18 protein-coding genes, 1 tRNA gene, 3 pseudogenes and 1 riboswitch are annotated in these 23,302 nt (G+C 34.4%); of the genes and pseudogenes, 11 read left to right on the top strand and 11 right to left on the bottom strand.

The genetic code is table 11. From position 1 onward, the window contains the following. Nucleotides 1-36: 36 nt before the first annotated feature. The 4 genes and pseudogenes from J7I96_RS28970 to J7I96_RS05580 form a co-directional block, all read right to left on the bottom strand. A pseudogene (locus J7I96_RS28970) lies at nucleotides 37-786 on the bottom strand (heme ABC transporter ATP-binding protein); the annotation flags it as partial. A gap of 5 nt (nucleotides 787-791) precedes the next feature. Continuing rightward, on the bottom strand, nucleotides 792-1,847 hold the full coding sequence (locus J7I96_RS05590) for a FecCD family ABC transporter permease (protein ID WP_251029099.1): 1,056 nt from the start codon (nucleotides 1,845-1,847) through the stop codon (nucleotides 792-794). Continuing rightward, nucleotides 1,810-2,781 (bottom strand): ABC transporter substrate-binding protein, encoded by a 972-nt coding sequence (locus J7I96_RS05585; protein WP_214772436.1) that lies wholly within the window; start codon nucleotides 2,779-2,781, stop codon nucleotides 1,810-1,812. Before J7I96_RS05585 ends, J7I96_RS05590 begins: the two co-directional genes overlap by 38 nt. Before the next feature lie 175 nt (nucleotides 2,782-2,956). Further along, nucleotides 2,957-3,131: riboswitch (cobalamin riboswitch) on the bottom strand. Nucleotides 3,132-3,217: 86 nt separating this feature from the next. Further along, the gene (locus J7I96_RS05580; protein WP_214772622.1) at nucleotides 3,218-4,066 is read right to left on the bottom strand and encodes a polysaccharide deacetylase family protein; all 849 of its coding nucleotides are present in this window, start codon (nucleotides 4,064-4,066) and stop codon (nucleotides 3,218-3,220) included. A gap of 228 nt (nucleotides 4,067-4,294) precedes the next feature. Between J7I96_RS05580 and J7I96_RS05575 the strand changes: the two genes are divergently transcribed. Then, nucleotides 4,295-4,368, top strand: a tRNA-Arg gene (locus J7I96_RS05575). Between the two features lie 485 nt (nucleotides 4,369-4,853). Next, complete coding sequence (locus tag J7I96_RS05570; protein ID WP_156404392.1) at nucleotides 4,854-5,018, top strand: hypothetical protein; 165 nt, start codon at nucleotides 4,854-4,856, stop codon at nucleotides 5,016-5,018. A gap of 54 nt (nucleotides 5,019-5,072) precedes the next feature. On the opposite strand, the pseudogene J7I96_RS05565 reads toward J7I96_RS05570, so the two are convergent. Continuing rightward, a pseudogene (locus tag J7I96_RS05565) lies at nucleotides 5,073-6,950 on the bottom strand (DNA topoisomerase III); the annotation flags it as partial. A 144-nt stretch (nucleotides 6,951-7,094) separates the two neighbouring features. Between J7I96_RS05565 and J7I96_RS05560 the strand changes: the two are divergent. From J7I96_RS05560 to J7I96_RS05545, 4 genes are read left to right on the top strand one after another with little or no spacing between them, the layout of a single operon-like run. Beyond that, nucleotides 7,095-8,342 (top strand): tyrosine-type recombinase/integrase, encoded by a 1,248-nt coding sequence (locus tag J7I96_RS05560; protein ID WP_214772437.1) that lies wholly within the window; start codon nucleotides 7,095-7,097, stop codon nucleotides 8,340-8,342. Beyond that, a complete protein-coding gene (locus J7I96_RS05555; RefSeq protein ID WP_214772627.1) occupies nucleotides 8,326-10,269 on the top strand; it encodes a helix-turn-helix domain-containing protein in 1,944 nt (647 codons plus the stop codon). Before J7I96_RS05560 ends, J7I96_RS05555 begins: the two co-directional genes overlap by 17 nt. Then, the gene (locus J7I96_RS05550) at nucleotides 10,259-11,896 is read left to right on the top strand and encodes a tyrosine-type recombinase/integrase (RefSeq protein ID WP_251025287.1); all 1,638 of its coding nucleotides are present in this window, start codon (nucleotides 10,259-10,261) and stop codon (nucleotides 11,894-11,896) included. Before J7I96_RS05555 ends, J7I96_RS05550 begins: the two co-directional genes overlap by 11 nt. Then, nucleotides 11,883-12,557: a hypothetical protein gene (locus J7I96_RS05545; protein ID WP_214772438.1), complete on the top strand. Its 675-nt coding sequence runs from the start codon at nucleotides 11,883-11,885 to the stop codon at nucleotides 12,555-12,557. Before J7I96_RS05550 ends, J7I96_RS05545 begins: the two co-directional genes overlap by 14 nt. Nucleotides 12,558-12,908: 351 nt before the next feature. On the opposite strand, the gene J7I96_RS05540 is transcribed toward J7I96_RS05545, so the two are convergent. The 3 genes from J7I96_RS05540 to J7I96_RS05530 form a co-directional block, all read right to left on the bottom strand. Then, nucleotides 12,909-13,103: a hypothetical protein gene (locus J7I96_RS05540; RefSeq protein WP_214772439.1), complete on the bottom strand. Its 195-nt coding sequence runs from the start codon at nucleotides 13,101-13,103 to the stop codon at nucleotides 12,909-12,911. Nucleotides 13,104-13,255: 152 nt separating this feature from the next. After that, a complete protein-coding gene (locus J7I96_RS05535) occupies nucleotides 13,256-14,095 on the bottom strand; it encodes a tyrosine-type recombinase/integrase (protein WP_214772440.1) in 840 nt (279 codons plus the stop codon). Nucleotides 14,096-14,527: 432 nt separating this feature from the next. After that, complete coding sequence (locus J7I96_RS05530) at nucleotides 14,528-14,752, bottom strand: helix-turn-helix domain-containing protein (protein WP_214772442.1); 225 nt, start codon at nucleotides 14,750-14,752, stop codon at nucleotides 14,528-14,530. A gap of 124 nt (nucleotides 14,753-14,876) precedes the next feature. Here J7I96_RS05530 and J7I96_RS05525 point away from each other — a divergent pair, with 124 nt between their 5' ends. Together J7I96_RS05525 and J7I96_RS05520 are read left to right on the top strand one after the other, a co-directional pair. Beyond that, the gene (locus tag J7I96_RS05525; protein ID WP_214922142.1) at nucleotides 14,877-15,134 is read left to right on the top strand and encodes a transposase; all 258 of its coding nucleotides are present in this window, start codon (nucleotides 14,877-14,879) and stop codon (nucleotides 15,132-15,134) included. 74 nt (nucleotides 15,135-15,208) lie between these two features. Beyond that, nucleotides 15,209-17,401 carry a DNA topoisomerase III gene (locus tag J7I96_RS05520; RefSeq protein ID WP_214772444.1) on the top strand — a complete coding sequence of 731 codons (2,193 nt, stop codon included), beginning with the start codon at nucleotides 15,209-15,211 and terminating at the stop codon, nucleotides 17,399-17,401. A 278-nt stretch (nucleotides 17,402-17,679) separates the two neighbouring features. On the opposite strand, the pseudogene J7I96_RS05515 reads toward J7I96_RS05520, so the two are convergent. Further along, nucleotides 17,680-17,973 (bottom strand): annotated as a pseudogene (locus J7I96_RS05515) (HNH endonuclease signature motif containing protein); the annotation flags it as partial. Nucleotides 17,974-18,208: 235 nt separating this feature from the next. On the opposite strand from J7I96_RS05515, the gene J7I96_RS05510 reads away from it, so the two are divergent. The 3 genes from J7I96_RS05510 (at nucleotide 18,209) to J7I96_RS05500 (ending at nucleotide 21,623) form a co-directional block, all read left to right on the top strand. Next, entirely contained in the window at nucleotides 18,209-18,574 is a 366-nt protein-coding gene (locus J7I96_RS05510) for a hypothetical protein (protein WP_214772446.1), read from the top strand. 420 nt (nucleotides 18,575-18,994) lie between these two features. Then, complete coding sequence (locus J7I96_RS05505; protein WP_214772447.1) at nucleotides 18,995-20,986, top strand: hypothetical protein; 1,992 nt, start codon at nucleotides 18,995-18,997, stop codon at nucleotides 20,984-20,986. 1 nt (nucleotide 20,987) lies between these two features. Beyond that, nucleotides 20,988-21,623: a putative bacteriocin export ABC transporter gene (locus tag J7I96_RS05500; RefSeq protein ID WP_056520936.1), complete on the top strand. Its 636-nt coding sequence runs from the start codon at nucleotides 20,988-20,990 to the stop codon at nucleotides 21,621-21,623. Nucleotides 21,624-21,924: 301 nt separating this feature from the next. Here the strand turns inward: J7I96_RS05500 and J7I96_RS05495 are convergent, their stop codons facing one another. Together J7I96_RS05495 and J7I96_RS05490 are read right to left on the bottom strand one after the other, a co-directional pair. After that, on the bottom strand, nucleotides 21,925-22,257 hold the full coding sequence (locus J7I96_RS05495; protein WP_057219383.1) for a YolC/YozM family protein: 333 nt from the start codon (nucleotides 22,255-22,257) through the stop codon (nucleotides 21,925-21,927). A gap of 212 nt (nucleotides 22,258-22,469) precedes the next feature. Then, nucleotides 22,470-22,937 carry a hypothetical protein gene (locus tag J7I96_RS05490; protein WP_214772448.1) on the bottom strand — a complete coding sequence of 156 codons (468 nt, stop codon included), beginning with the start codon at nucleotides 22,935-22,937 and terminating at the stop codon, nucleotides 22,470-22,472. Nucleotides 22,938-23,302 lie beyond the last annotated feature (365 nt).

The following is a 23,302-nucleotide window of genomic DNA, read 5'->3' as shown; positions in this document are numbered from 1 at the left end:
CTGGCCATGCTTTTCCGGAACGATGAACATTTGCGGTTTCGGAAGGGCGGGATGCGGATGTTTTTCGATCGTCGTATGATATACACCCTGAATCCGTTCCTGTTGAAGCACTTCATTCGGCACATCAACAACCTGAATCTGCCCTTTCTCAAGCAGCATAAGCCGATCACAATATAATCCAGCCAAATTCAAATCATGAAAAATTGAAATAACGGTCAACTTCTGCTCTTTTGCCATTTTCCTCATTAGATCAAGAAGATCTTTTTGATAGGAAAGATCCAAATGGTTCGTAGGTTCATCCAAAAAAAGGATTTCCGGCTCTTGGGCAAGGGCCTGTGCCAGAAGGACCCTCTGTCTTTCCCCTCCTGATAATCGATCGAAATGAAGATCCTGAAAATCAGCTACTCCCGTTTGTTCCATCACCCGCTGGACAATCGATTCATCTTCTGCGGACCAACTATGGAACCAACCTGATAGATGGGCATATCGCCCAAGCGAGACCGTCTCTTTTACTGTATAGGAGAAAGCTAATGAGGAATGTTGAGGGAGCACGGCAATGACCTGTGCAAGTTGCTTTGACGAATAATCCTTCAAATCCCTGCCGCTTATCCGTACGCTTCCGCCTTTATAATCGAGCACCCCGCTAAGCATACTTAAAAGCGTCGTTTTCCCGCTGCCATTAGGACCAAGAATCCCGAATAATTCCCCCTTATGTACATCAAAAGAGACAGAGTCCAAAACAGCTTTGTTGTGATATCCACCTGTTAACCCTTTTACTTCAAGCATCCGTTTTACCCTTCTCTCCGTCTCTTTAATAAAATCAGCGCAAATGCAGGTGCCCCGATAAGTGAGGTGATCACCCCGATCGGCAGTTCCGATGGGGCAATGATCGTTCGTGCTACAAAATCGGCCAATATCAAGAATCCGCCTCCTATCAGCAATGACAACGGAAGCAAATGTTTATGGTCAGGTCCCCAAATCTTACGGATAAAATGAGGAATGACCAATCCTACAAAACCAATCGCCCCTGAAACGGCAACGGCTGCCCCTGTCAATGACGAACCGGCTATCAAGATCCACATTTTCCGCCGCTTGACATTCACACCTAAGTGTTTTGCCCGGTCTTCCCCGAAAGTCATCGCATTCAATTCTTTTGTATTCATGATCAAGGTCAACGAACCAATGATAAAAAACGGCAAAATGATTACGATATAATTCCATCCGCGCATTGAAACGCTTCCCATCAGCCAGCCGATGATTTGTCTTAATTCATCACCCGTCAGCGCAATCATCAATGAAATGAAGGCACTTAAAAACGAGCTGAAAATGATTCCCGTTAAGATGATCGTTTCCACTTTCATCGATCGATCCATTTTTTTTGCAAAAGTCAGTACGCAGAGCATCGTGAGCACTGAACATAAGATACTCAATGCCGGAAGGGTATATAAACCGATGAATGGCAGTGATATATTCAAAAATATGGTCAATACGGCTCCGACCGATGCACCTGATGAAATACCTAATGTGTAAGGATCAGCGAGCGGGTTCCGGAGCAGTCCCTGAAAAGCCGCACCCGCAATCGCAAGTGATGCCCCAACCAAACCAGCGAGCAGCACCCGCGGCAAGCGGATGTTCATCACGATATTCGTAAGCATCACATCCGGATCGGCAGAAATCGGCAAGTGGAAAATCTCCTTGCCGATTATTTGCATAAGTACGGGAATCGGTACTGGCACCGAACCAAAGGAAATGCCTATCGTCATTGCGAATAACAAAATGAACAACGCAATCAAATAAGCAAACGCCCATTTAGTTGTCAAATTGGTTCGGATAGACTGCTTTGGCAAGTTCCTCTACTCCCTCTATTAAGCGTGGACCGGAACGGGTCACCAAGTCAGAATGGACATCAAAGACTTGGCCATCCTTAACAGCATTTACGTCTTGCCATCCTTTTCGGGCCTTCACTTCACTTACTGCATCTTTCGTATAATAACCATACGTTGTAATGATGACATCAGGATTTGCAGCAATCATCGACTCTTCATCAATTTTTGCCCAACCGTCCAAATCAGCAGCGGCATTATCCGCTGAAATAATAGTAAGCATCTCATTCATGAAAGTATTTTTCCCAGGTGTGTATATTTCCGGTGAAGGCGAAACTTCCACTAAAACGGTCTTCCTATCCTCTTTCTTTACGGATTTGGCTTTTTCCTGGATATCCTTGAGCTTCGTTTTCATATCCGCAACGATTTCATTTGCCTTATCATGTTCTCCCGTTGCCTTTCCAATCATTTCAATAGATTCATAGACTTGGTCAAAGCTTTGTGCATCATTGACTACGAGTACATCTATTCCAGCATCCTTAAGCTGCTGCAACCCCTCATTTGAATTATGGGCACTTGATGCATGCGCAAGAACAAGGTCAGGCTTCATGGAGACAATCAGCTCCGTGTTCATTTCCATTCCGCCTACTTTTTCAATTTCTTTCGTTTCCTCCGGGTAATTATCATTGTCGGAAACACCAACGACCTTTTTACCCAAACCAAGTGCAAAGACCACTTCCGTATTACTTGGTATCAACGAAACAATTTTCTTCGGTTCTTTTTCTATCGTTACTTTTTCCCCACTTGCATCTTTAATCGTAATCGGGAAAGCTTCGTGTTGAGCATGATTCGTTTGCTCTTTTTCTTTTTCTTTTCCTTCATCAGCAGCGCCACCGCAGCCAACCATCATGCCTGCAGTAAGTAACATTAACAGTATCAGACCAAAAATCTTCTTCATTTTCATTCCCCACAATCTTTTTATTAATTTCTTCATACCTAATAGAGAAAACCAATCCTGGAAGATGCCTGAAAACAAAAAGCATCTCCCGTTAAACGGAAGATGCTTGCATGGCAACAATATCAATACGGACTCTTCATAGGGTCTGCCACACACCTTCCCATCCGCGTAGGTTACAGGTGTACGAATTCTGGCAGGTCTCCTGGCTCATGGTCATCGTCAACGGCACCTTCCCATATCTCATACAGTGGTACACAGCCGTCAGCTCCCATATACAGTGGCGGGACCGCTTTGGCATTTCACCAACTTCCCTTTTAAGTCATTAAGACACCAAATCGTTCATATGTATATAATTTTCACTGCCTTCATTATACACCATGTAAGAATCGATTATTATATGATTTTTCTGAACAAGTGCGAAATGACCCTTCCAACTTCAGTGCTTTGAAGCATTTTCAATCAGCGACGCAAACCCATTGACCGATAACCCTGGTGAAATCCGAACTCGATGCAGAGCATGCATCCCTTGGTCGCTTGAAGCTCCCCCAGGTTCGGTAGTGACTGCCATCTTGTATCCAGCCTCTTCTGACAGCCTGAGACTCTCTTCGTTATACCTGCCAACCGGATAGGAAAGCACTGTCGTGTCCTGATCGAGGATACGGTCGAACAACACCTTCGACTGGACCATTTCCGCTTCTTGCTGCTCTGCCGTCATGCGGTTCAGCTCCAAATGGTTGATGGTATGGCTTTCAATTGAAATCCCATCCCTGCTCATCTCCAACATTTGATTTTCAGTCAGGTGATGACCTTTATCAATGGACTTTCCTATCATGAAGACAGTTGCTTTCATATCATTTTCTTTTAATATCGGGAATGCCTCCGTGTAGTTATCTGTATAGCCATCATCAAAAGTAAGCCAGACGCACTTCTCACTTGGCATCCGATTCTCGGTTAAAACGAGGAATGCTTCCTCAGGGGATAAGGTATAGTAACCATTCTCCCGAAGCCACGCCATCTGTGATCGGAATTCCTCCCTTGGAACCCGGAGGCCATTACCTTGGGAAATGCTGTGATACATCAATATCGGAAGCTGGACCGGGGACTCGGCCTTTATCCAGTCTCCCGTATCGATTTGCCCCTCCGAATCCTGCCCGCTCCCATTCTCAGCCGCTTCGGCCACTTCAATGTCATCTTCCGCAATCGGTGCAGCCGTCTTTGTGCCTATCCCCTCTAAAATCCCTTGTGTGCATCCAGGTAAAATCAAAATCCCCAGCAATGCCGCCATCCTTAAAACTCTATATTTTTTCACTATCATTCTCCTGATTTTTTATAGTATAATAGTACCAGATAACCAGCGAATAATAAAGTATTCCATTTAATGAAAAAAGAGGAAAAACGAGAGCTTAGCGATGCGCTGAACATTCTTGAGGATTTTTTTTCATAAGTATGTGCTATTAGCTTGAAAAGTTTGCCTATAAGAAATATAATAAATAAGTCGTCGACTTTAACATATGTCCCAGTAGCTCAGCAGGATAGAGCGACAGCCTCCTAAGCTGTAGGTCGTAGGTTCGATTCCTATCTGGGACGCTAATTATAAACCCCTGTTACAAGCGGTCCTTCCGCTGAGTAACAGGGGTTTTTTCTGTTGATTTTTTTGATGGAAAACGCAGGTCTCAAAGCTGAATTATTTCATCAAGCCATATAGATATAAAATCTGATTGCAATACTATGCAGAAAGCTTGGAAATATTGGCGAACAAGAATACAAACTGTTTGATAGCAAAAAAAGGCTTATTTATCACATCGATATATAAAAATACTGATTTCTGGATATAATCAAGTTTTTTTATAATATATGTTTTAACCTGTCCAATCCGGGTATACAAATACTGTAAGACATTCTCACCAAAGGAGATGATAGTGCATGATGAGTACAATCAGAAGCCAATGGAACAAAGAGAATGACGCAGCGGTGTTTAGTCCCGGCGATCAGCGTTAGAGTCAATGGAATGTTAGATGATGATCAAGCATGGGAATTACTAGTCTTCTCATCCAAAGGAGGAGGATACGATCATGAGTATTTACAGCCTATGGAATCCAGAGAATGATGAAGCAATTTTCAGTCCGGGTGATCAGAAGCCATTCAGTACGCTCATACGAGTAGATTCGGATAAACACACACACACTGACAAAACACTTGAATATGAATTACATGGCACCGTACTGAATGAAATTTAGTCGAAGCGGTAATATCCCGAAAAAGGATGGAGCGATTGCTCCATCCTTTTACTTTTATTTATCGAATTTCAGTTTTGCCAAGGCATCTGCCAATGCAGTATTGATCGGCTCTTCTTTATTTTGCTTTTTCATATAATTGGATACTTCATTTTTGGATACTTTTTGATTTTTATTTTGCCCTCTTCGTTTATTGTAAGAAGATAGTTTTTCGTGAAAACCGCATTTACAGGTGAATGTCTGTGCTTCTCCTTGACCGCGCATTTCCATCTTTTTATGACATTGCGGGCATCTGGCATTTGTTACACGTGAAACACTTTTTTTGTGGCCGCAATCACGATCTTGACAGACAAGCATTTTTCCTTTTTTACCATTCACTTCTAGCATCAGCTTGCCGCAATCAGGACATTTCGTTCCTGACACGTTATCATGCTTGAATTTTTGATCACTATTTTTGATTTCATGGACGATATTTTTGGCGTAGGCGCGCATATCGCCGATGAAAGCCTGTTTTGGCAGCTTTCCTTTTGCTATCGCAGTTAACTTTTGCTCCCATTGAGCTGTCAAAGCTGGAGAACGCAAGTCTTCAGGTGCCAGTTGAAGAAGTTGTTTCCCTTTCGAGGTGACATGCAGGCCCTTTCCTCTCTTCTCGATCAGGAAGCTATTGAACAGTTTTTCAATGACATCCGCACGTGTTGCAACAGTTCCAATCCCGCCAGTTTCACCAAGAGTCTTGATGAGCTCTTTGCTTTCCCCTGCCATGAAACGAGCAGGATTCTCCATTGCCGAAAGAAGCGACCCTTCATTGAATGGTTCCGGCGGTTTCGTTTCACCCTCTGTTTGTTTCACAGTCGAAATGGTTAAACTGTCTCCTTTTTGAACGTTCGGAAGCAATTGCTCCGCAAGGCCATCCTTAGCTTCTTCCTCATCGAATTGATGATCATAAACTTCCTTCCAACCTGACTTCAGGATGACCTTCCCTTTTGCCATGAACATCTCCTGCCCCATTTTTGCGGTGATGGTCGTTTGTTCATATTCAAAAGGCGGCATCAATACAGCAAGGAACCTTTTAACGACCAAATCATAGATTTTCGATTCTTTGTCGCTCAGTTTTCCCGGCAGCGGCGTTTGCTCAGTGGGGATGATTGCATGGTGATCAGAAACCTTGCTATCGTCCACGAACGATTTATTTGCTTTAATCGGGCTGCGCAGGATCCTCGATGCATACTGGGCATATGGTTTAATGCTTACAGCCTGTAATCTTTCTTTTAGCGTATCAACCAAATCCGTTGATAAAAAGCGTGAATCCGTCCTTGGATAAGTCAAGACCTTATGGCTTTCATATAAGCGCTGCATGATCGATAACGTCTCCTTCGCCGAATAGCCGAATTTCTTATTGGCGTCCCGTTGAAGTTCTGTTAAATCATATAAAGAAGGGGAAAAACTTTTCTTATGTGCCTTGTTCACTTCAACCACTTCTGCACTTTTCCCCTTAACGGCTGCAAGAACCTTTTCTGCCTTGTTTTTATCAAATGTACGGATGTCTTTTGATTGGGCATCTTGCCAGACGAGGCGCAAATTGGGTTCTGCAATTGCCGAAACTCCATAATATTTCTTAGGCTGGAATTGTTTTATTTCCTCTTCTTTTTTTGCAATCATCGCAAGTGTCGGCGTTTGGACCCTCCCGCAAGATAACTGGGCATTGTGCTTGGTCGTTAGGGCACGTGTCGCGTTCATCCCAACGATCCAGTCCGCTTCCGCCCTTGCTACAGCAGAGGCAAATAGGTTTTCATACTCCTTGCCGTCTTTCAGATTTTTAAATCCATCTTTAATCGCTTTATCCGTTACAGAGGAAATCCAAAGCCGCTTGACCGGCTTCTTCACATTCGCTTTTTCGAGAATCCAGCGTGCAACAAGTTCCCCTTCACGGCCTGCATATCTCTATGATGATGTACAATAAAAATACGTACAATATTAAAGAACACCAAAGGAGCTTTATTATTAGGTTTCTTAGGGAGGCAGGTGGTAATAACCTCATAAAATCTATTGCACATAAATATAAAAAGGAGGTAACGAAACTTGGGAGATATCATCTCAGCATATTGTGCAAATGAACACTTTAAATTTACAACTCATCCTATTTGGATTGATTATGTCATTGGAGAGAATCAGAATATTAAAGAGAAAAAACACCTTTGTTTAATTACTATTAAAGATATTGAAAAAGATACTTATGTAATTCATCATCTTAGTAACTTTATCATCGATAAATGGGGATACAAGTTGTTTAACACACAGAAGAAACACGCTACAAATACAGTAAAGTTTTTAAACTACTTAATAAATCATTATCCAAGTTTAAAAATCAAGAATCTAACTGAACTAACTGTTACACATGGATCAACATATTTAAGTTGGTTAGGTACTAATAAAGTTTCTCAAGAAACCGTTAAAGATGCCGAAAGAACTTTAAAACAATTCTATATTTGGGGAATTAACAAATCACTATTACCTAAAGTTAGTTTATCTGATTTCAAACAAGAAAAAACAGAGCACAATAACTGGTATTTTAATTCCCCTTTTAAAGTAGTTTATCCACAAAAGAAGATTAAAGAAGTCGAACACATTCTACCATTTGAATTTATACCTTTATTTTTAGAGATTGCCTCTACTCATACTCCTAGAATTGCATTAGGGATATATTTTCAAATCTTTGGAGGATTACGAATATCTGAAGTGGTGAATCTAAAAAGAACACAGGTTTCAAAAGCTATTGCAAACAGAGAGATTATTTTAAAAGTAGAGAACCAGAATTTCAGGACAGATTTAAAAGAGCATGCTTCTGTTAAAAAGACACGTTCTCAGGTTGTATTAGATGTTAATGGTTGGGGAGCTGCATTAATCCGTCAACATTTAAATTTATACTCTTCTAAATCAACTAATGCTTTATTTTTAAACAACGGTGACCAACCAATGTCAGGTAGAAGTTATAGACAGTACTTTGATAAATGTAAAGCGAAATTAATATCTACCTTAGAAGAGTCAAACAATATTGACCATCGTTTAGTAGCACAACATTTAAAAAGCATTAAATGGTCTACTCATATAGGACGAGGAACATTTACAAATCTCATAGCAAATGAAGCAGAGAATCCTTATGAAATTGCACATTTAAGAGGTGATTCTAGTTTAGAGTCTGCACTCTCCTATATGGTATCAACACCTAGAATGCATAAAAAAATTGAAAATAAGCTAGATCTTATGCATGAAAACTACATCCCTAAGCTTATCGAAAGGAAATCCAATAGTCATGGTTCATTTGAATAAAGATTATTATTCAATTAGAGAAGTCTCAAAAATCCTTAATAGGAGTATTACTGCAATTTATAATAATATTTATTCGAAAGCGTCTAAGCATAAAATAAATGCAGAGAAAATAAATGGCCAAGTATCTATATCAAAAGAAGAACTAGCTAAATACAAGCAATTTTTACACGAACGTGATGGCATTGTAGAAATCGATTGTGAATATGCGATTAAAAAAATCTCTATTGAAACCAAACAAAATATATTGTTTATTGAAACTCAATATCTATTTTTAGAGTATTCACGTGTTTACTTTAATAAAAGTACAGGCTCTACGACTTATAAGAAAGCTACTATTGCTCAATTTATTAACTTTCATAACAAATTACAAAATAACTTACATAGAGAAGTCTTTGAAACGGATATTGAGGAATTAAACAAATTATTTTTAAAAGAAACATTGTTCACTTCTAAGGAAAGACTGATTTTTACTCGTTTTCTATCATATGTTTTTGATCAAAAGAATATATCACAAAAGAATAAAATATTAGCTGTCCAAAAGAACAACCGGAATGAACAAGAAATTTATTCAGCTTCAACTTTTAATCAAATATATAAACATGTACAAAATATAGAACTTCATTTCGAAAAGAGCCTTAGTAAAAGAAAATATGTGAATATGTGGGTTTATGTAACTTTACTATGTTGCGACTTTATTCGAGGAAGTGATTTAATTCTTAACACGCCTATCTTGAATTTAAAAGAACTTGATATCCAAGAATCAGATTTTCATTCTAATAATTTCAAATTAAATAAACATCAAGTTCAAACAGTAATCAAAACTTTGTATCTTTCATATAGAAATAAGCGTGCTTCTAAAACTGGTGAGCTACTTACTTTCTTAGTGCCCTCAAATTTAGAGCAACCACTTGCTTATGCATTAGTTTTAGCAGAACGATTAAGAGAAGACAATACGCTTCAGTTAGACACCTTTATCGAAGGTAAATACCGCAAAATAAGGACTCAAGGTGGAGACGCTCATTTAAAATTCTTTGACGATTATAAAGATTTTGAAGGATTTAGATTTAGTAGTTTAATAATGAACCGTTCTTTAGCAACATACTTATATGGGTCTGTAACTGAAGGAGATGGTTACGATTCTGAATTAGCACTTACTTTAGCAAAAAATGCAAGATCACATAAAAACGAAGATAGCACAAAAGCTTATATACAAATGATGAATAAAGATGGCTCTATTGGAAGAGTTTCCACTAATATTTTCAGAAGAGGAAATTTTGGATGGTTATATGAACAATTATTAAGATTTACGTTTACTGATAACTATAAAATCTTAAGCCTAGAAGATAGGACAACTATTATTGAAGGGATAAAAGAACACTTCCCTCTTAAAGAAACTGAGTCAATAGCTGCTTATATTACTAATTATTTATCCCCTTCTGCTATAGAGGAGTCTAATGATGATACAGTAGAAAATGTAATAAATTCAATCTATGAAAAACGTTTAAAAGTGATACATCAAGTTATGCGTTTAAATACGCAGCAATTACACAAGTTATTTTCAAAACTATCAAATCATTCTATGCCATCTAAAACTGATCACGCTCAATGTTTAGTTTTTCCTAATTGTGCTTATCCAGCTTTAATGAATTGTATGTATTGCGAATATGTCCTTCCACAAAATTTAATTCTAATCCAATTAAATCAAGAACTTTTAAGACTCTTAACCTCCATACAGGAAAGTGAAAATGAAAACCTTTTAAAAAGGCAAAGTCGCTTTTTATTGCAATGTTTATTGATATTAAGCGAAGCAAATAACACTTTCGGTAAAAATCATGTAAAAGCTTATGTAGATGTAAATAAAATAAATAATTTATTAAAACAGTATGCTTATAAAATTTATATACCAGGAGTTAATGATGGAGATTAGAAAAACTTTAAATGAATCAGATTTTTATAAAGTAGAATCTATTCAACAAGTTTCTAAAAATGACTTGTTATTAAGTGATTACAAAAAGATTTTTGATGATTTAGTCGAAAGTGAAATTATAAAAAACAGCCTTTTTGAAGATAATATCTGGTTTGTTTATGATTCTTTATCGCAATTAGATTTACATTTGAAATTTAATTTAATTAGTTATCCAAAAATAAATGAACATTTAAAGTTTTATCTATTGCTTAGGCTTATATCAGGCAAGACTCCTAAAACTATTTATGATGAAATAGCTTCATTAAGAAATGTTATACTCGGTTCGCGAGGTTTTGAAGATTTAACTCAATTAAAAAGTTTACTGGCTGAGAATATTATGAAATATAAATATCTTGGTTATCACATGGTTAGTACTACATCTAATTTCATTGATTTTTATAGGACTGATAATCACCAAGAGATCCTTAATATTTGCTCTAGTATGCCTAGGCAGCCTAAAACAACCAGAGATTTACCTGATTTTCAAGATGTACTTGAATTAGATGATATCATTAACCATTATTTTAAAAATAATGATGTAGAAGAAGTTATAGGGTATATACCAATCCTAGTCTGGTGGCTACTAACTAATACGCTTCCAATGCGTCCAAGTGAGCTTTTGAAACTAAAAAAGAACTGCCTATCTTATGATGACAGTGAAAACGAGCCCTATACTATTTCTGTCCCTCGTATAAAAAATAAGTCTTCTGAAATCGGCTTTTCCATAAAGTATGATTCAGTTGCAATTGATCGAAAAACATATGAACTTTTAACTGAAGCTAAAGATAAAGTAAATATTTATTTTCCTAATTCGGAATACTTTTTTCCATCAGAAATGTTCAGCATAAATTCTAAAGTTAGAGGGCAAAAGAAGAATCCAATAATGAATTTACGAGATTTTAATGATTTAAAAGATCGATTCTATAAAAAAATCGCAGAAGAAAAATATCGGCGATACAAATTAGAACGTGTGAAAGCTGGTGATACTCGACATTTCGCTATCATTAATATGTGTTTACAAGGTTTTAGTATGCATAATGTGGCTACACTAGCCGGTCATAGTGAACTTAAAATTACGCAAGGTTATTTCAGTCATGCTAAACATTTCGCACAATCGTATGTATATAGGTTAGCTCAACTAAAACTTGAAACTAATATTAGCTATAAAATGGACAGCTCTATTGTAGGTTGGAAAAAATATATTGTTCATAAATCTTTAATTGAGAGGAATAAGCTAAACGAATCGCATGTAGGTATAGTTCAATATGGTTTTTGTTCAGAGCTTAAAGATAATTTTCCGAACACTTGTATTGAATTTTGTGAGTTTTGTCCAAAATACATTTTCTCTCCTAGTGTTAATGAAAGAGAAGAAGCAATAAAATGGCTTTCTCATCACTCTAAAGATTTAGAAAAACGAATTGAAGAGTCAATTGCGCTCTTAGAGAGTTTATTTTCCTTACCACAAAGATATGGTCACGATTTAAATACAGCAGAAAGAAAATCAGCAGCTAGAAAATTTCATCATTATATTGAATTAAAATCTAAAGTAGATGCTGATATTGCAGGTGATATGAATGGTAAATCCTAAAAGAGGTAAACCACAAAAATGGTCTGATGAGGATTTAAAGCAATTTGCTTTAGAAATTAAATACAAACAACCTAATCGTAAATTAACATCTTTATTATTAGAAAAGGAAACCGGGATAGGTAGAAATACTTGGAGTAGACGAATGAAAGAATTCATCGATCAATTAAATTCACCTGTCCACATTCCTAAACTTGATGAAAGTGGTATTATAACAATTCCTAGCGTTGAAGAACTATTTTTAAAATACGGTACTAATACAATAGAGTTAAAAAATGAAATTGCAAAGCTTTTAAATATTATTAGCGATCTATATACTGACGCTAAACAATTACAAACACTTAAGGAATCTACGCATAAAATGCAGTTAGAAATGGATCAACTAAAAGAAAAGCTATCCAAAACAACGGATCAGAAAGTACACTTAGAAACACTTTATAATCAAATTGTTGCTGAAAGTTATTTTCCTCATTTATACGGACGTTCAGAAAAGTTAAAACAAGCTAATGTGAAGGCAGAAATTATTCCTTTGCCAGTTCAAAAGACAAAAACATTAGAATTAGATACTCCGTTTAATATCTTTCAAAATGAGTTGAATCTTAAAAGTAAACAAGAAACAAATATTAGTGAATTAAATAAAATGTTTAATTTAGATATAGAATAGATTAAAAGTTCACGTTAATAAATATAAAGTTATCTATAAATTATTTAAGAAAATAGTAATAATTATAATTAAAAAAGGTTAGAGCCTTGCTACATAAAATTCAGTAAGGCTCTTTATAGTTACCTGATTCTTTCATAAGTAGCTTTGAAATAAAGATTAATTAAATTAATACTAGTAACCTTTATAAACGAACAAAAGAAAAGAGCATGCTTTGAGAAAAGATTAATCAAAACATGCCCTTATATATTTTATTGGATTCTACTTTTATAATTGATTATTTTTGTGTTCCTTAATGAGCTAACGCACCCGTTATTCACTAAAAGAAAATTTTAAAATCACCTTTTAACATCTCTAAACAACAAAGATGACTGCAAGTCCTGTTAATAAAGCAATACTTAAAAACAACATCATTCCAAAATCCAGATCTTTTATCTCTTTAAAATGATCTCGTATCAAATAAAGTAAAGGTATTGCCAAAAGTGTTGGAATACCTTTACCTGCCTTACCAAAAATATCAGTAAAAAAAATACTTTCCATTGAACCCATTACTAGGCCACTTAAAAGAAACAAATAAAAAAAACATAAGAAAACCCGAATACTAGCACCTCCTACAAATTACCCTACCTTTTCTGTTACTGTTCTTCCACTTACCTGCCCCGATAGTTCATTACGAACAAAATTAAAGGACCCTTGGTCCCTTAAAAATACTTTCTATATAAGTCTCTCCGCAAAGCACCACTTAGATATGCATAAATTTTTGTGGTTTCACTTTTTTCATGACCCATTAAATTTTGAATCACTTCTAGAGGGGCTCCATTATTCAATAAATTTGTGGCGTAACTATGTCTAAGCTGGTGGGGATGAATGCTCTTTTTAATGTCCGTTCTTTTTGCTACCAGTTTTATAATGTTTCTCGCTTGAGAAATACTCATTCGATGGGGTGCACGTGTTGTCACAAATAGTGCTTCCTCCTGATCTTTTCGCTCATTTAAATATCGCTTCAACCATATTTCACAACGAGTATTGAAATATACTTCTCGTTCTTTATGTCCTTTACCTAATACGATTGCTGATTGATTAGAGAAGTTGATTGAGTCCCTATCTAGCGTTATTGCTTCACCAATTCTGCATCCTGTTGAATACATAAATTCAAATAAAGCATTTTCAAATGTTGTATGACAAGCTTCCCGCAAATGCTCAATTTCCTCTTCAGACAAGTATTTTGGTACCCTTAATTCTAATTTTGGTTCCTTGATTTTGGAAGCAGGATTTCCATTAATTAAATTTTCATCCTGAGCCCATCTAAATAAAGATTTAATAAATCGAATTCTGTGACCCAGACTGGATGGCTTAAGCTTTTCAGCTGCTTTTCCCAGATAAACTTTAAGAGAATTAGTTGAAAGTTCTTGAATGGATATATTTCCAAAACTATTCACCAACAAGTTAAATTGGACATAATAGGCCTTTAATGTTTGTTGAGAATAACCTTGGATTTGCTTATCTGCCTTATATAAACCCCATACATCAGTTAAGATCATACCTGTTTCTCCCCAATCTATTATATTAATAGACAGTATAGACAAAAGAAGAACTATTATACTAGATTAGTAGATTTTTAATTAAATAATAACACCTGTTAGTTAAAGAAGAAAAAGCTGCCTTAAGACAGCTCCGATCTTCAGCTAACGCACCTTTAGTTGAATAAGATTTATTCATATTCAGTATTCAACAATATCATCAGGATGACAATCTAACGCCTTACAAAAGCATATACTTAATAACACCACCCCTGCTCATTTTTGAATATTTCTTGCTTTTGCTACTTAGAAAGGCGACGTTCATTTAATATCAATTAGATAAAACCAAACAAATCTACTTAAATTGGTAATTGCACCTTAAATAACAAGAGCCGACACTGATTGTTTAATAATGCGTCGGCTCTCAATTGATTTTAGTATAATAAATTATTTTTAGTTTATTAACTCTTCTACTTCCTTTATTAATATATGGGGCTTTACCTCTAACACCTTACAAATTGAAAATATCGTAGATATACTTGGTTGTCTTTGTGCTCTTTCAAGTAAACCAATATAAGTTCGATCTAATTCACAGTGTAGGGCTAAATATTCTTGTGAAAGATTAGCTGCTTTTCTATGTTTACGTAATACTTGACCAAATGCTTCTGAGACTTCCATGACATCACCTCTTAGTTAATTAACTAAGAAAAATGCCATCCCCTTCGACCGACTATAGTCATCAAAACATACTGATGATACAATATTAAGCAATTAAAATAAAATTTTGTCTGGGAAGGTTTAAATGATGACTTATAAAAAATATGACGAGCAGTTTAAAAAACGTATTGTTAAATTACATATTGAGGGTAAATCTGTTCCAGATTTAGGGGCCGAATATGGAATATCCCCTACTTCTATTTACACATGGGTTAAGATTTATTCAAATATAGAAACTACAATTTCTCCTAAAAAGTTAAATGAGATTTCTAAAGAAAATATACGCTTAAAAAAAGAAGTTGAAATTCTCAAACAAGCGATGTCTATTATGTCCTCTAAATAGGAGTCTATAGACAATTACCTCCTTGAAATTATGTTATATTAGACGGTAAATAGTTAGTAAGGGAGTTTGAACAAATGTCAAAAAGTGTGGTAATTGCTGAAAAGCCTTCAGTTGCACGTGATATTGCAAATGTATTGAAGTGTAATAAAAAAGGCAATGGATTTTTAGAAGGCGATAAATACATCGTTACGTGGGCATTAGGACATTTAGTTACACTAGCAGATCCAGAGGCATACGATATTAAATATAAAACATGGAAATTAGAAGACCTTCCTATGCTTCCTGAACACATGAAGTTAGTTGTCATGAAACAAACTGGAAAGCAATTCAATACTGTTAAAACACAATTAAATCGCAGTGATGTGAATGAAATAATTGTGGCTACTGATGCAGGGAGAGAAGGAGAATTAGTTGCACGTTGGATTATTGATAAAGCAAAAGTTCATAAGCCTATCAAACGTCTCTGGATTTCTTCTGTAACAGATAAAGCTATTAAAGATGGATTCAATAACTTAAAACCTGGTAAAGCTTATGAAGACTTATATATCTCTGCAGTAGCACGTTCGGAAGCAGACTGGTATATCGGTTTAAATGCAACTCGTGCTTTAACAACAAAATTTAATGCACAATTAAATTGTGGGCGTGTTCAAACACCAACAGTTGCAATGGTTGCAGCACGTGAAGATGAAATTACGAATTTCAAACCTCAAACATATTATGGAATTGAAGCCCAAACAGATGGACTTAATTTATCGTGGCAAGATGCAAACGGAAATAGTCGTAGCTTTAATAAAGAAATGACTGATGCAATCGTGAAATCACTTGGAAGTAAAGATGCGACTGTTGTTGCCATTGACCGCAAAGCAAAGAAAACATTCGCACCTGCTCTATATGATTTAACAGAGTTACAACGTGATGGGAATAAACTCTTTGGCTATTCTGCTAAAGAAACATTGAACATTATGCAAAAACTGTACGAGCAACACAAAGTCTTAACTTATCCCCGTACAGATTCACGTTATTTATCCTCAGATATAGTTAGTACGCTTCCAGAGCGTTTAAAAGCATGTGCTATAGGTGAATATCGTCCTCTTGCAAATAAAGTGTTAAATAAGCCTATTAAAGCGTCAAAAGGGTTTGTAGATGATAGTAAAGTAAGTGATCACCATGCAATTATTCCAACTGAAGGTTATGTAAATTTTTCATCCTTCACTGACAAAGAACGCAAAATCTACGACCTTGTCGTGAAACGCTTCTTAGCTGTTTTATTCCCTGCATTTGAATATGAGCAATTAACAGTGCAAACGAAAATCGGTGATCAAAAGTTTATTGCTAAAGGAAAATCAGTGATTAATTCTGGCTGGAAGGAAGTTTATGAAAACCATTTTGATGATGAAGAATCAACAGATGATATAAAAGAGCAGCTATTACCTCGTATTCAAAAAGACGATGTAATAAAGACAAAATTAATCACTCAAACGTCAGGCCAAACAAAGCCCCCAGCACGCTTTACTGAGGCGACTTTACTATCAGCAATGGAAAACCCTACGAAATATATGAAAACAAACGATAAGAAGCTTGTAGACACGTTAAAATCAACTGGTGGACTCGGTACAGTAGCCACTCGTGCTGATATCATTGATAAATTATTTAATTCGTTCTTATTCGAAAAACGTGGCGGTAAGGAAATCTATATCACTTCTAAGGGACGTCAGCTTTTAGATTTAGTGCCAGAAAAATTGAAATCTCCTGCGACAACAGCTGAATGGGAACAAAAGCTTGAACTAATCGCAAAAGGGAAACTGAAAAAAGATGCGTTCATCAATGAAATGAAAGATTACACAAAAGAGATTGTCAGTGAAATTAAAGTTAGCGATAAAAAGTATAAACATGACAATATCTCAACAAAATCTTGTCCAGACTGTGGTAAGCCAATGCTTGAAGTGAACAGCAAGAAAGGTAAAATGCTGGTCTGCCAAGATCGTGAATGTGGTCATAAAAAGAACGTGGCACGCGTAACCAACGCACGCTGCCCTCAATGTAAAAAGAAAATGGAACTACGTGGTGAAGGCGACGGTCAAATCTTCACATGTAAATGTGGATATCGCGAGAAACTATCTGCTTTTGAAGCAAGACGAAAAAAAGAGTCTGGTGGAAAAGTGGATAAACGCTCTGTACAAAAGTACTTAAAACAGCAAGAAAAAGAAGCTGAACCGATTAATAATCCATTTGCAGATTTATTAAAAGGGATGAAGTTTGATAAATAAACCTAGTTCTTAATTAAATATTGGAGTTTAAGCTTTTTTAAGCTAGCTGTAAAACATGAAGAACTCTTCACCTACCTCTCTAGATTTTATAGGGTGAGGAGTAGATTTGAAATAAAGTTTGATCAAGTTAATACAAGAAACCTTGATAAATGAATAAATAGAAAGGGCATGTTTTGAAAAAAGATAAATCAAAACATGCCCTTATACTATTTAATTGGATTATTCTTTTATAAAAAAGATTTATCATTTTTGTGTTCCATAATCAACTAACGCACCCGTTAGCTTAAGTAACTTTGTTCACAATCTCTTGTAGTTTCTTTCAGTTGTTTTCCATCTAATTGAAGAATGTTCCTATATCGTTCAATCGTCGTTTCACTAGTAGCATGTATTAATCTATGTACATCTTCATGCACGATTACAAGATTACTAAATTCATCTGTACCACCCATATGTCTGGGTAATTTATGGTGACAGTGCAGCTTGTCGGATTTCAAAAATTCCCCTGTTACTGCACATTTGCCTAGTTGCATAGAGTACCTTGAAATTCTGTTATCCGCAAATTCTAAGTTGTCTTTACCGTAAGGTTTATGTTACATTATTTTTTTGTCGAATTTCAAAAAAAAGCTGAAATAAAAATTAGGAAATTTATAGGATTGAATATCACTTATTAATATTTCATTCATTTCTTAACGGTATTATGACAATTTGTAACAATTTTATTGCAAAAACATTAACTTCCAAGTATATTAAAATATGTAAATATTTTTAAAAAGAGGCTACATAATATTTACAATTAGGGGGGGAAATATGAAAAAAGTAAAATCTATTCTCTGTTTAGCAATTATCTGTTTGAGTTTTCCATTTGTGGCACAAGCAGCTATTAAATACCCAGCTGTTGGAGCGCTCGCTGTTGATGCTGGAGAAAGTGATACTAAGGTTTTCTGTCGTATATGGGACCATAAGGCTTTTGGCAGTAGAGATGATGGAAAAAATTATGCAGTATTAGCAAAAGTTAAAGTTGGTAATACTGTATATTCATCTGGTTGGAAAATAGGGGAAGCATTTAAAAGTGCAAATAGAGTATGGTATGCTAATGAAACTTCTGATTATGATTATAAAAGTATAACGACAAAATATAAATCAGATTATAGTAATTGGGGAGATTCATATTAATAGTATTTAAAAGGTTATTATCACGTATTATGTGGCCAATAAAAAAATAGTTGGATAAATATATCCAACTCAGATTGTAGAAAAACCCCTAATTTTCAAAATGAGATATTGAAAAAGGGGTTTTTTGATGTTTTATTTGTCCTATTACCACAACATACGGGTATTAATTCATTGATACACCACTATATTTTGTAGTAAATAGATATGAAAAAAGCTGTCGAGACTTTCTCGACAGCCTGAGTTGGATAAATATACTATTTTTTACATTTAAAATATATACTAGTGTTTTGCGGTAATGAACTATACATATTAACTAGATTCTTTCAAAAATAGGCCCTTTTTAGGGCTTTTGGTAAAAATGCAAGAGTCAAGTAATTAAGCTAATGATATATATATTATAAGAAGATGGAAGGAATATATATGAAAAAAATATATATAATTTATTTGACTGGTTTAATGATTATATTCTCCTATATCTACACTAACTCTATTTATGAAATCTATGGGCTTAATAATATAGGAGATTCCTCATTAAATGAATATAAAGTAGATTATGAAACAGGTCAAGATTTATTAAAAGTCTATAAAGGACTTATTGAAGAGAACGTAGATTTTCAGATAGTAAAAAATCCAATGTCAGAAGATGGAAAAACCTATTATGATATTTACCATACAGATATAAACTCAGTAAAACAATATGTTGGGATTTCCAATAATATTTATCGGTATTTTAAAATGACAGAAGATGAGTTTATAGATAGTTCTGGATATTTTAGTGCAAATTTATCCGATAACCAAATGGTAGAACTTTCACTAAGGACTGCAGTAGACATTAAACCAGTAAGTAAGAATAGGTTGTCTTACAATCAAATTTTTAATAACAATCTATTACAATTTTTAGTATTAGGTATCACTACCTTTACAATTTTATACATATATACAATATTTAGATTTAAAACAAATGCAGTGAAAAAGTTAAGTGGTTTTTCTCCTACTAAAATAGTTATAACGAATATAAAGGAAACTTTACAAATTCAAGGAATCCTTATAACAATCTTGGTTGTGGGACATTCAGTATTTTATTTAATAACTGATAAATTTTCTTGGACTTATACAATTTTCTTATTTTTATTTTTATCAGTCGTTAGTATGATAATCATTTTGTTATTATTACTATTACAACATTTTGTAAGGAAAACCAATATCGTTGCAGCATTAAAGAATAAAATTTTTTCTAACAGGCTATATATGATTATTAATTTGATTAAGATTATATTAATTCTTTCTGTAACCATTCTAATGAATCTTGTTATTAATTATTACAAAGAGCTAGATGAAGTCTATAAAAAATATGATGACTATAAAATGTTAAATTCCTTGTATTCTTCGCATGGTAGAAATTCAGATGAATATGATAAATTACTCAACAATCCCCAAAGGTTAGAAGAAGTTGCAGACAATGTAAAGAAGATGTACGTCAAAAATATAGATCAAGCGTATGTTATGTTTGATCCAGTTCGTGATAATTTGGATCCAAATTTCCTAGCAAGTCGTGGAATATCGCGAGAAGAAGTAATGAATAATGAAAGAAACAATTTAATTTTAAATAAAAATTATATAGAAAACTATACTGACATTAAAATGGATTGGGATTTTAATGAGGATACCCCTACAATTCTTGTTCCTGAAAAATATAGAGATAGTGAAGAGGATATAAAAAAATATTTTATAGAAAGGTATAATACCACATTAAACTATAATACAAGATATGATATTAAAGGTAAGGAAGTTAGTATTGATGATTTACAAATTATTTATATTAACAATGGATATAAATATAAAATATTAAGTTCAATTCCCTATGAAGATGAGGTAGATATCGAACTTACTGATTCTATTATCATGCTTGATAATGGAAGTTTTGGAAGTGGTTTTTATTTCGATATGCTAGGATCTTCCCAGCTGGCTTTTAAGTTAAATGATAGGGAAGAATTTAAAAGTATGTTGATTCAGTATGATTTAGATAATCTATATATGGCACATAACTTGTTGACCCCGTTTGAATCTATTTTCAGTGGTTATGAATTTCTATTTGACCAAGCAAAGCTTTTTGTATTCTTATTTATCATTGTATTAATTTTTATCATTTATATATCAAATTATATAGATATGATTGTAAATGGTAGAAGTTATGCTGCAAGATATATGCAAGGGTATCATTTACTAAAGAATTTAAGGGCTAATTTAGTAATGATTATTTTTATGATCGGTGTTTCGAGTGTTTTGTATATTTTAAATGTAAATATTTTCATTTATTTGTTGTTTATCTTATATGATTTGGCATCTATGCTTTATTTGTATAATAAGCTAATAGTTAAAGACGTATATAAAGTAATGAATGGTGGGAATTAACTTGGAGATAGTAAGATTAGAAAACATATGTCAGGAGTTTAATGGAAATACGGTAATTGAAAACATTAACTTTTCTATAAATGATGGTGAAATGGTAGCAATCATGGGTAAGAGTGGTAAGGGCAAAACTACACTATTAAATATAATGGGATTAATCTCAAAACCATCTGAGGGAGATTTATATTTATTTAATAAAAAGAATGTTGATATCCACTCGAAAGAGGCAATGTTATTAAGACGTAATAAGATTGGTTATTTATTTCAAAATTATGGTTTGGTAGAAGATGAGACAGTAAAATGGAATTTAAATATTGCATTAGAGTACAAAAAGTTGTCTAAAAATGAAAGAGTACAAAAAATTAAAGAAGCACTAAAAATGCTCCATTTAGAGAAACTTATGGATAAACATGTATATAAGCTAAGTGGAGGGGAACAACAGAGAATAGCAATGCTAAAACTATATTTACAAGAAAGCCAACTCATACTAGCAGATGAGCCTACAGGCTCCTTAGATATAGAAAATCGGGATGTCATTATTCAAATGTTAAAGGATTTTAATAACGAGGGTAACACAATTGTTATTGTTACCCATGATAATCATATTGCTCAAACTTGTAGTAGAGTCATTAATATATAAAGAGGGGCACCAACATTTCGCGGAAAACATTTTCTGCGTTTTGTTGGTGGTATCCCTAAAATCATTGTACCATATTGGAAATATGTTCCTGTTTTGAGGCTGTTAATTCCTTTCCTGAGAATAACAGCCTTTTTTATTTAAACAGAGTATAAGACTGCCAGTTAGATTAATAAGCAACAGATCTAAAGTTCATCCAATGTAACAAAACCTCTATAATTATCAAGCTGAGCTTCTAATGTCTCATATTCCTGGTAATGAAATAAAGCACCCGTTAGTTTAAGTAAAATCCTTCACAAGGCTTTCAATTGGAAATTGGGTACCCATCTCTTATAGCTCTAACTATGACTTCATAATCCTTCATGCCATGCTTTTGGGCGATTTGAGCCAAAGAATAGGCCAGTTCATTCCGTTGTTCTTCCTCTATCGGCACATGGACTTTAATCGTTTTGTTATTTGGATTGACTCCGAGCGATTTAATATCATATTCATTAAATACCTTATTGCTTTCTTCCATGAATGCTCGGCTCTGTTCTTCCTTTTTCTGATTGTCTAAGTAATCATAGACTACAAAAAGTATATACGCAGCCATCAGCACACCTAACCCTAGAAAAACTCGTTTTTTTAATTTCTTCACTTTATATCTCCTTGTCCAAAATTCTGTCTCTTTTACATCCTTTTTAACTTTATCATATTTATCTATTTGTAGAACTATCTGGTATTTAGATGAATAAAAGCGACATAAAATAGGCTTCTCTCTTATTAAACTAAACTGCCCCGTTAGTGCCTTAAGGCTGCTTAAGCAACCTACCTTATTGAAGTAAAGCACCCGTTAGTTCCATAAAATTATCAGTCGTTATCTTCCGCCCAAAGGATACCTATATTATTTTTATCTATTACTAAGACTCCTGTATCAAATGTGGAGTCTGTGATAGATTGCCATCCTCTTAGCCTAAAGAAGCCATCATCCTCATCGAAGTCACCATTAGTATAATAAATAGCATTAGATAGAAATTCGTTTAAGAAATAATTGCTTAACATATTTGCTAAAGGCTTAGTTTCTAATTCAATATCATAAGCCATGTCCATTGATAAAATATATTCAAGGATTTTTTTAGCAATACTTTGGTCAATCTGCTTCCAATTTCCTTTTATCCTCTTAGGTTTAAGACCAAGTTCTTTCAAGAACAGTTCTTTTGCAATTTCATTTGTTGTAGTATTTACGAATTGATTCATGTCTTTGAAACTGCAAGTTACACTACCTGAATTTCTTTTGGCTAACAAAATTTCATTAAATTCTTCATGATTCTTAATCATAAAATTAACATCCTTTTATAGTATTTTTATACTTTTTCACGTCTTTCTTATAGCTTATATCCTAACAAAAAATTCATTAATATTCTTCAACTAACCTGCCCCTTTAGTTCATTAAGAAAAAAGTGTTACTTTAAAATAAATTTTGATCAAAGATCTCCCTTTAACTGTTACTTTAGGCGGTAATTTGCGTATATATAAAGTGCTATTTTGCATGCTAGATCCATTTAAAAGCTTAAGTACGTTTGTTTGAAACTAAGAGCCGAGACTAATTAATTAGTCTCGGCTCTTGATATTTACGATAGAATAGAAGTAATAATATTATGCCTATAATTTTCAGTGGACGCATCTTTAACACTAGGCAGAAA

The organism is Bacillus sp. ISL-78, assembly GCF_018613455.1.
In the GTDB taxonomy this organism is placed as follows: Bacteria; Bacillota; Bacilli; order Bacillales; family DSM-1321; genus Peribacillus; species Peribacillus frigoritolerans.
This window is presented reverse-complemented; position numbering and strand designations above follow the sequence as displayed.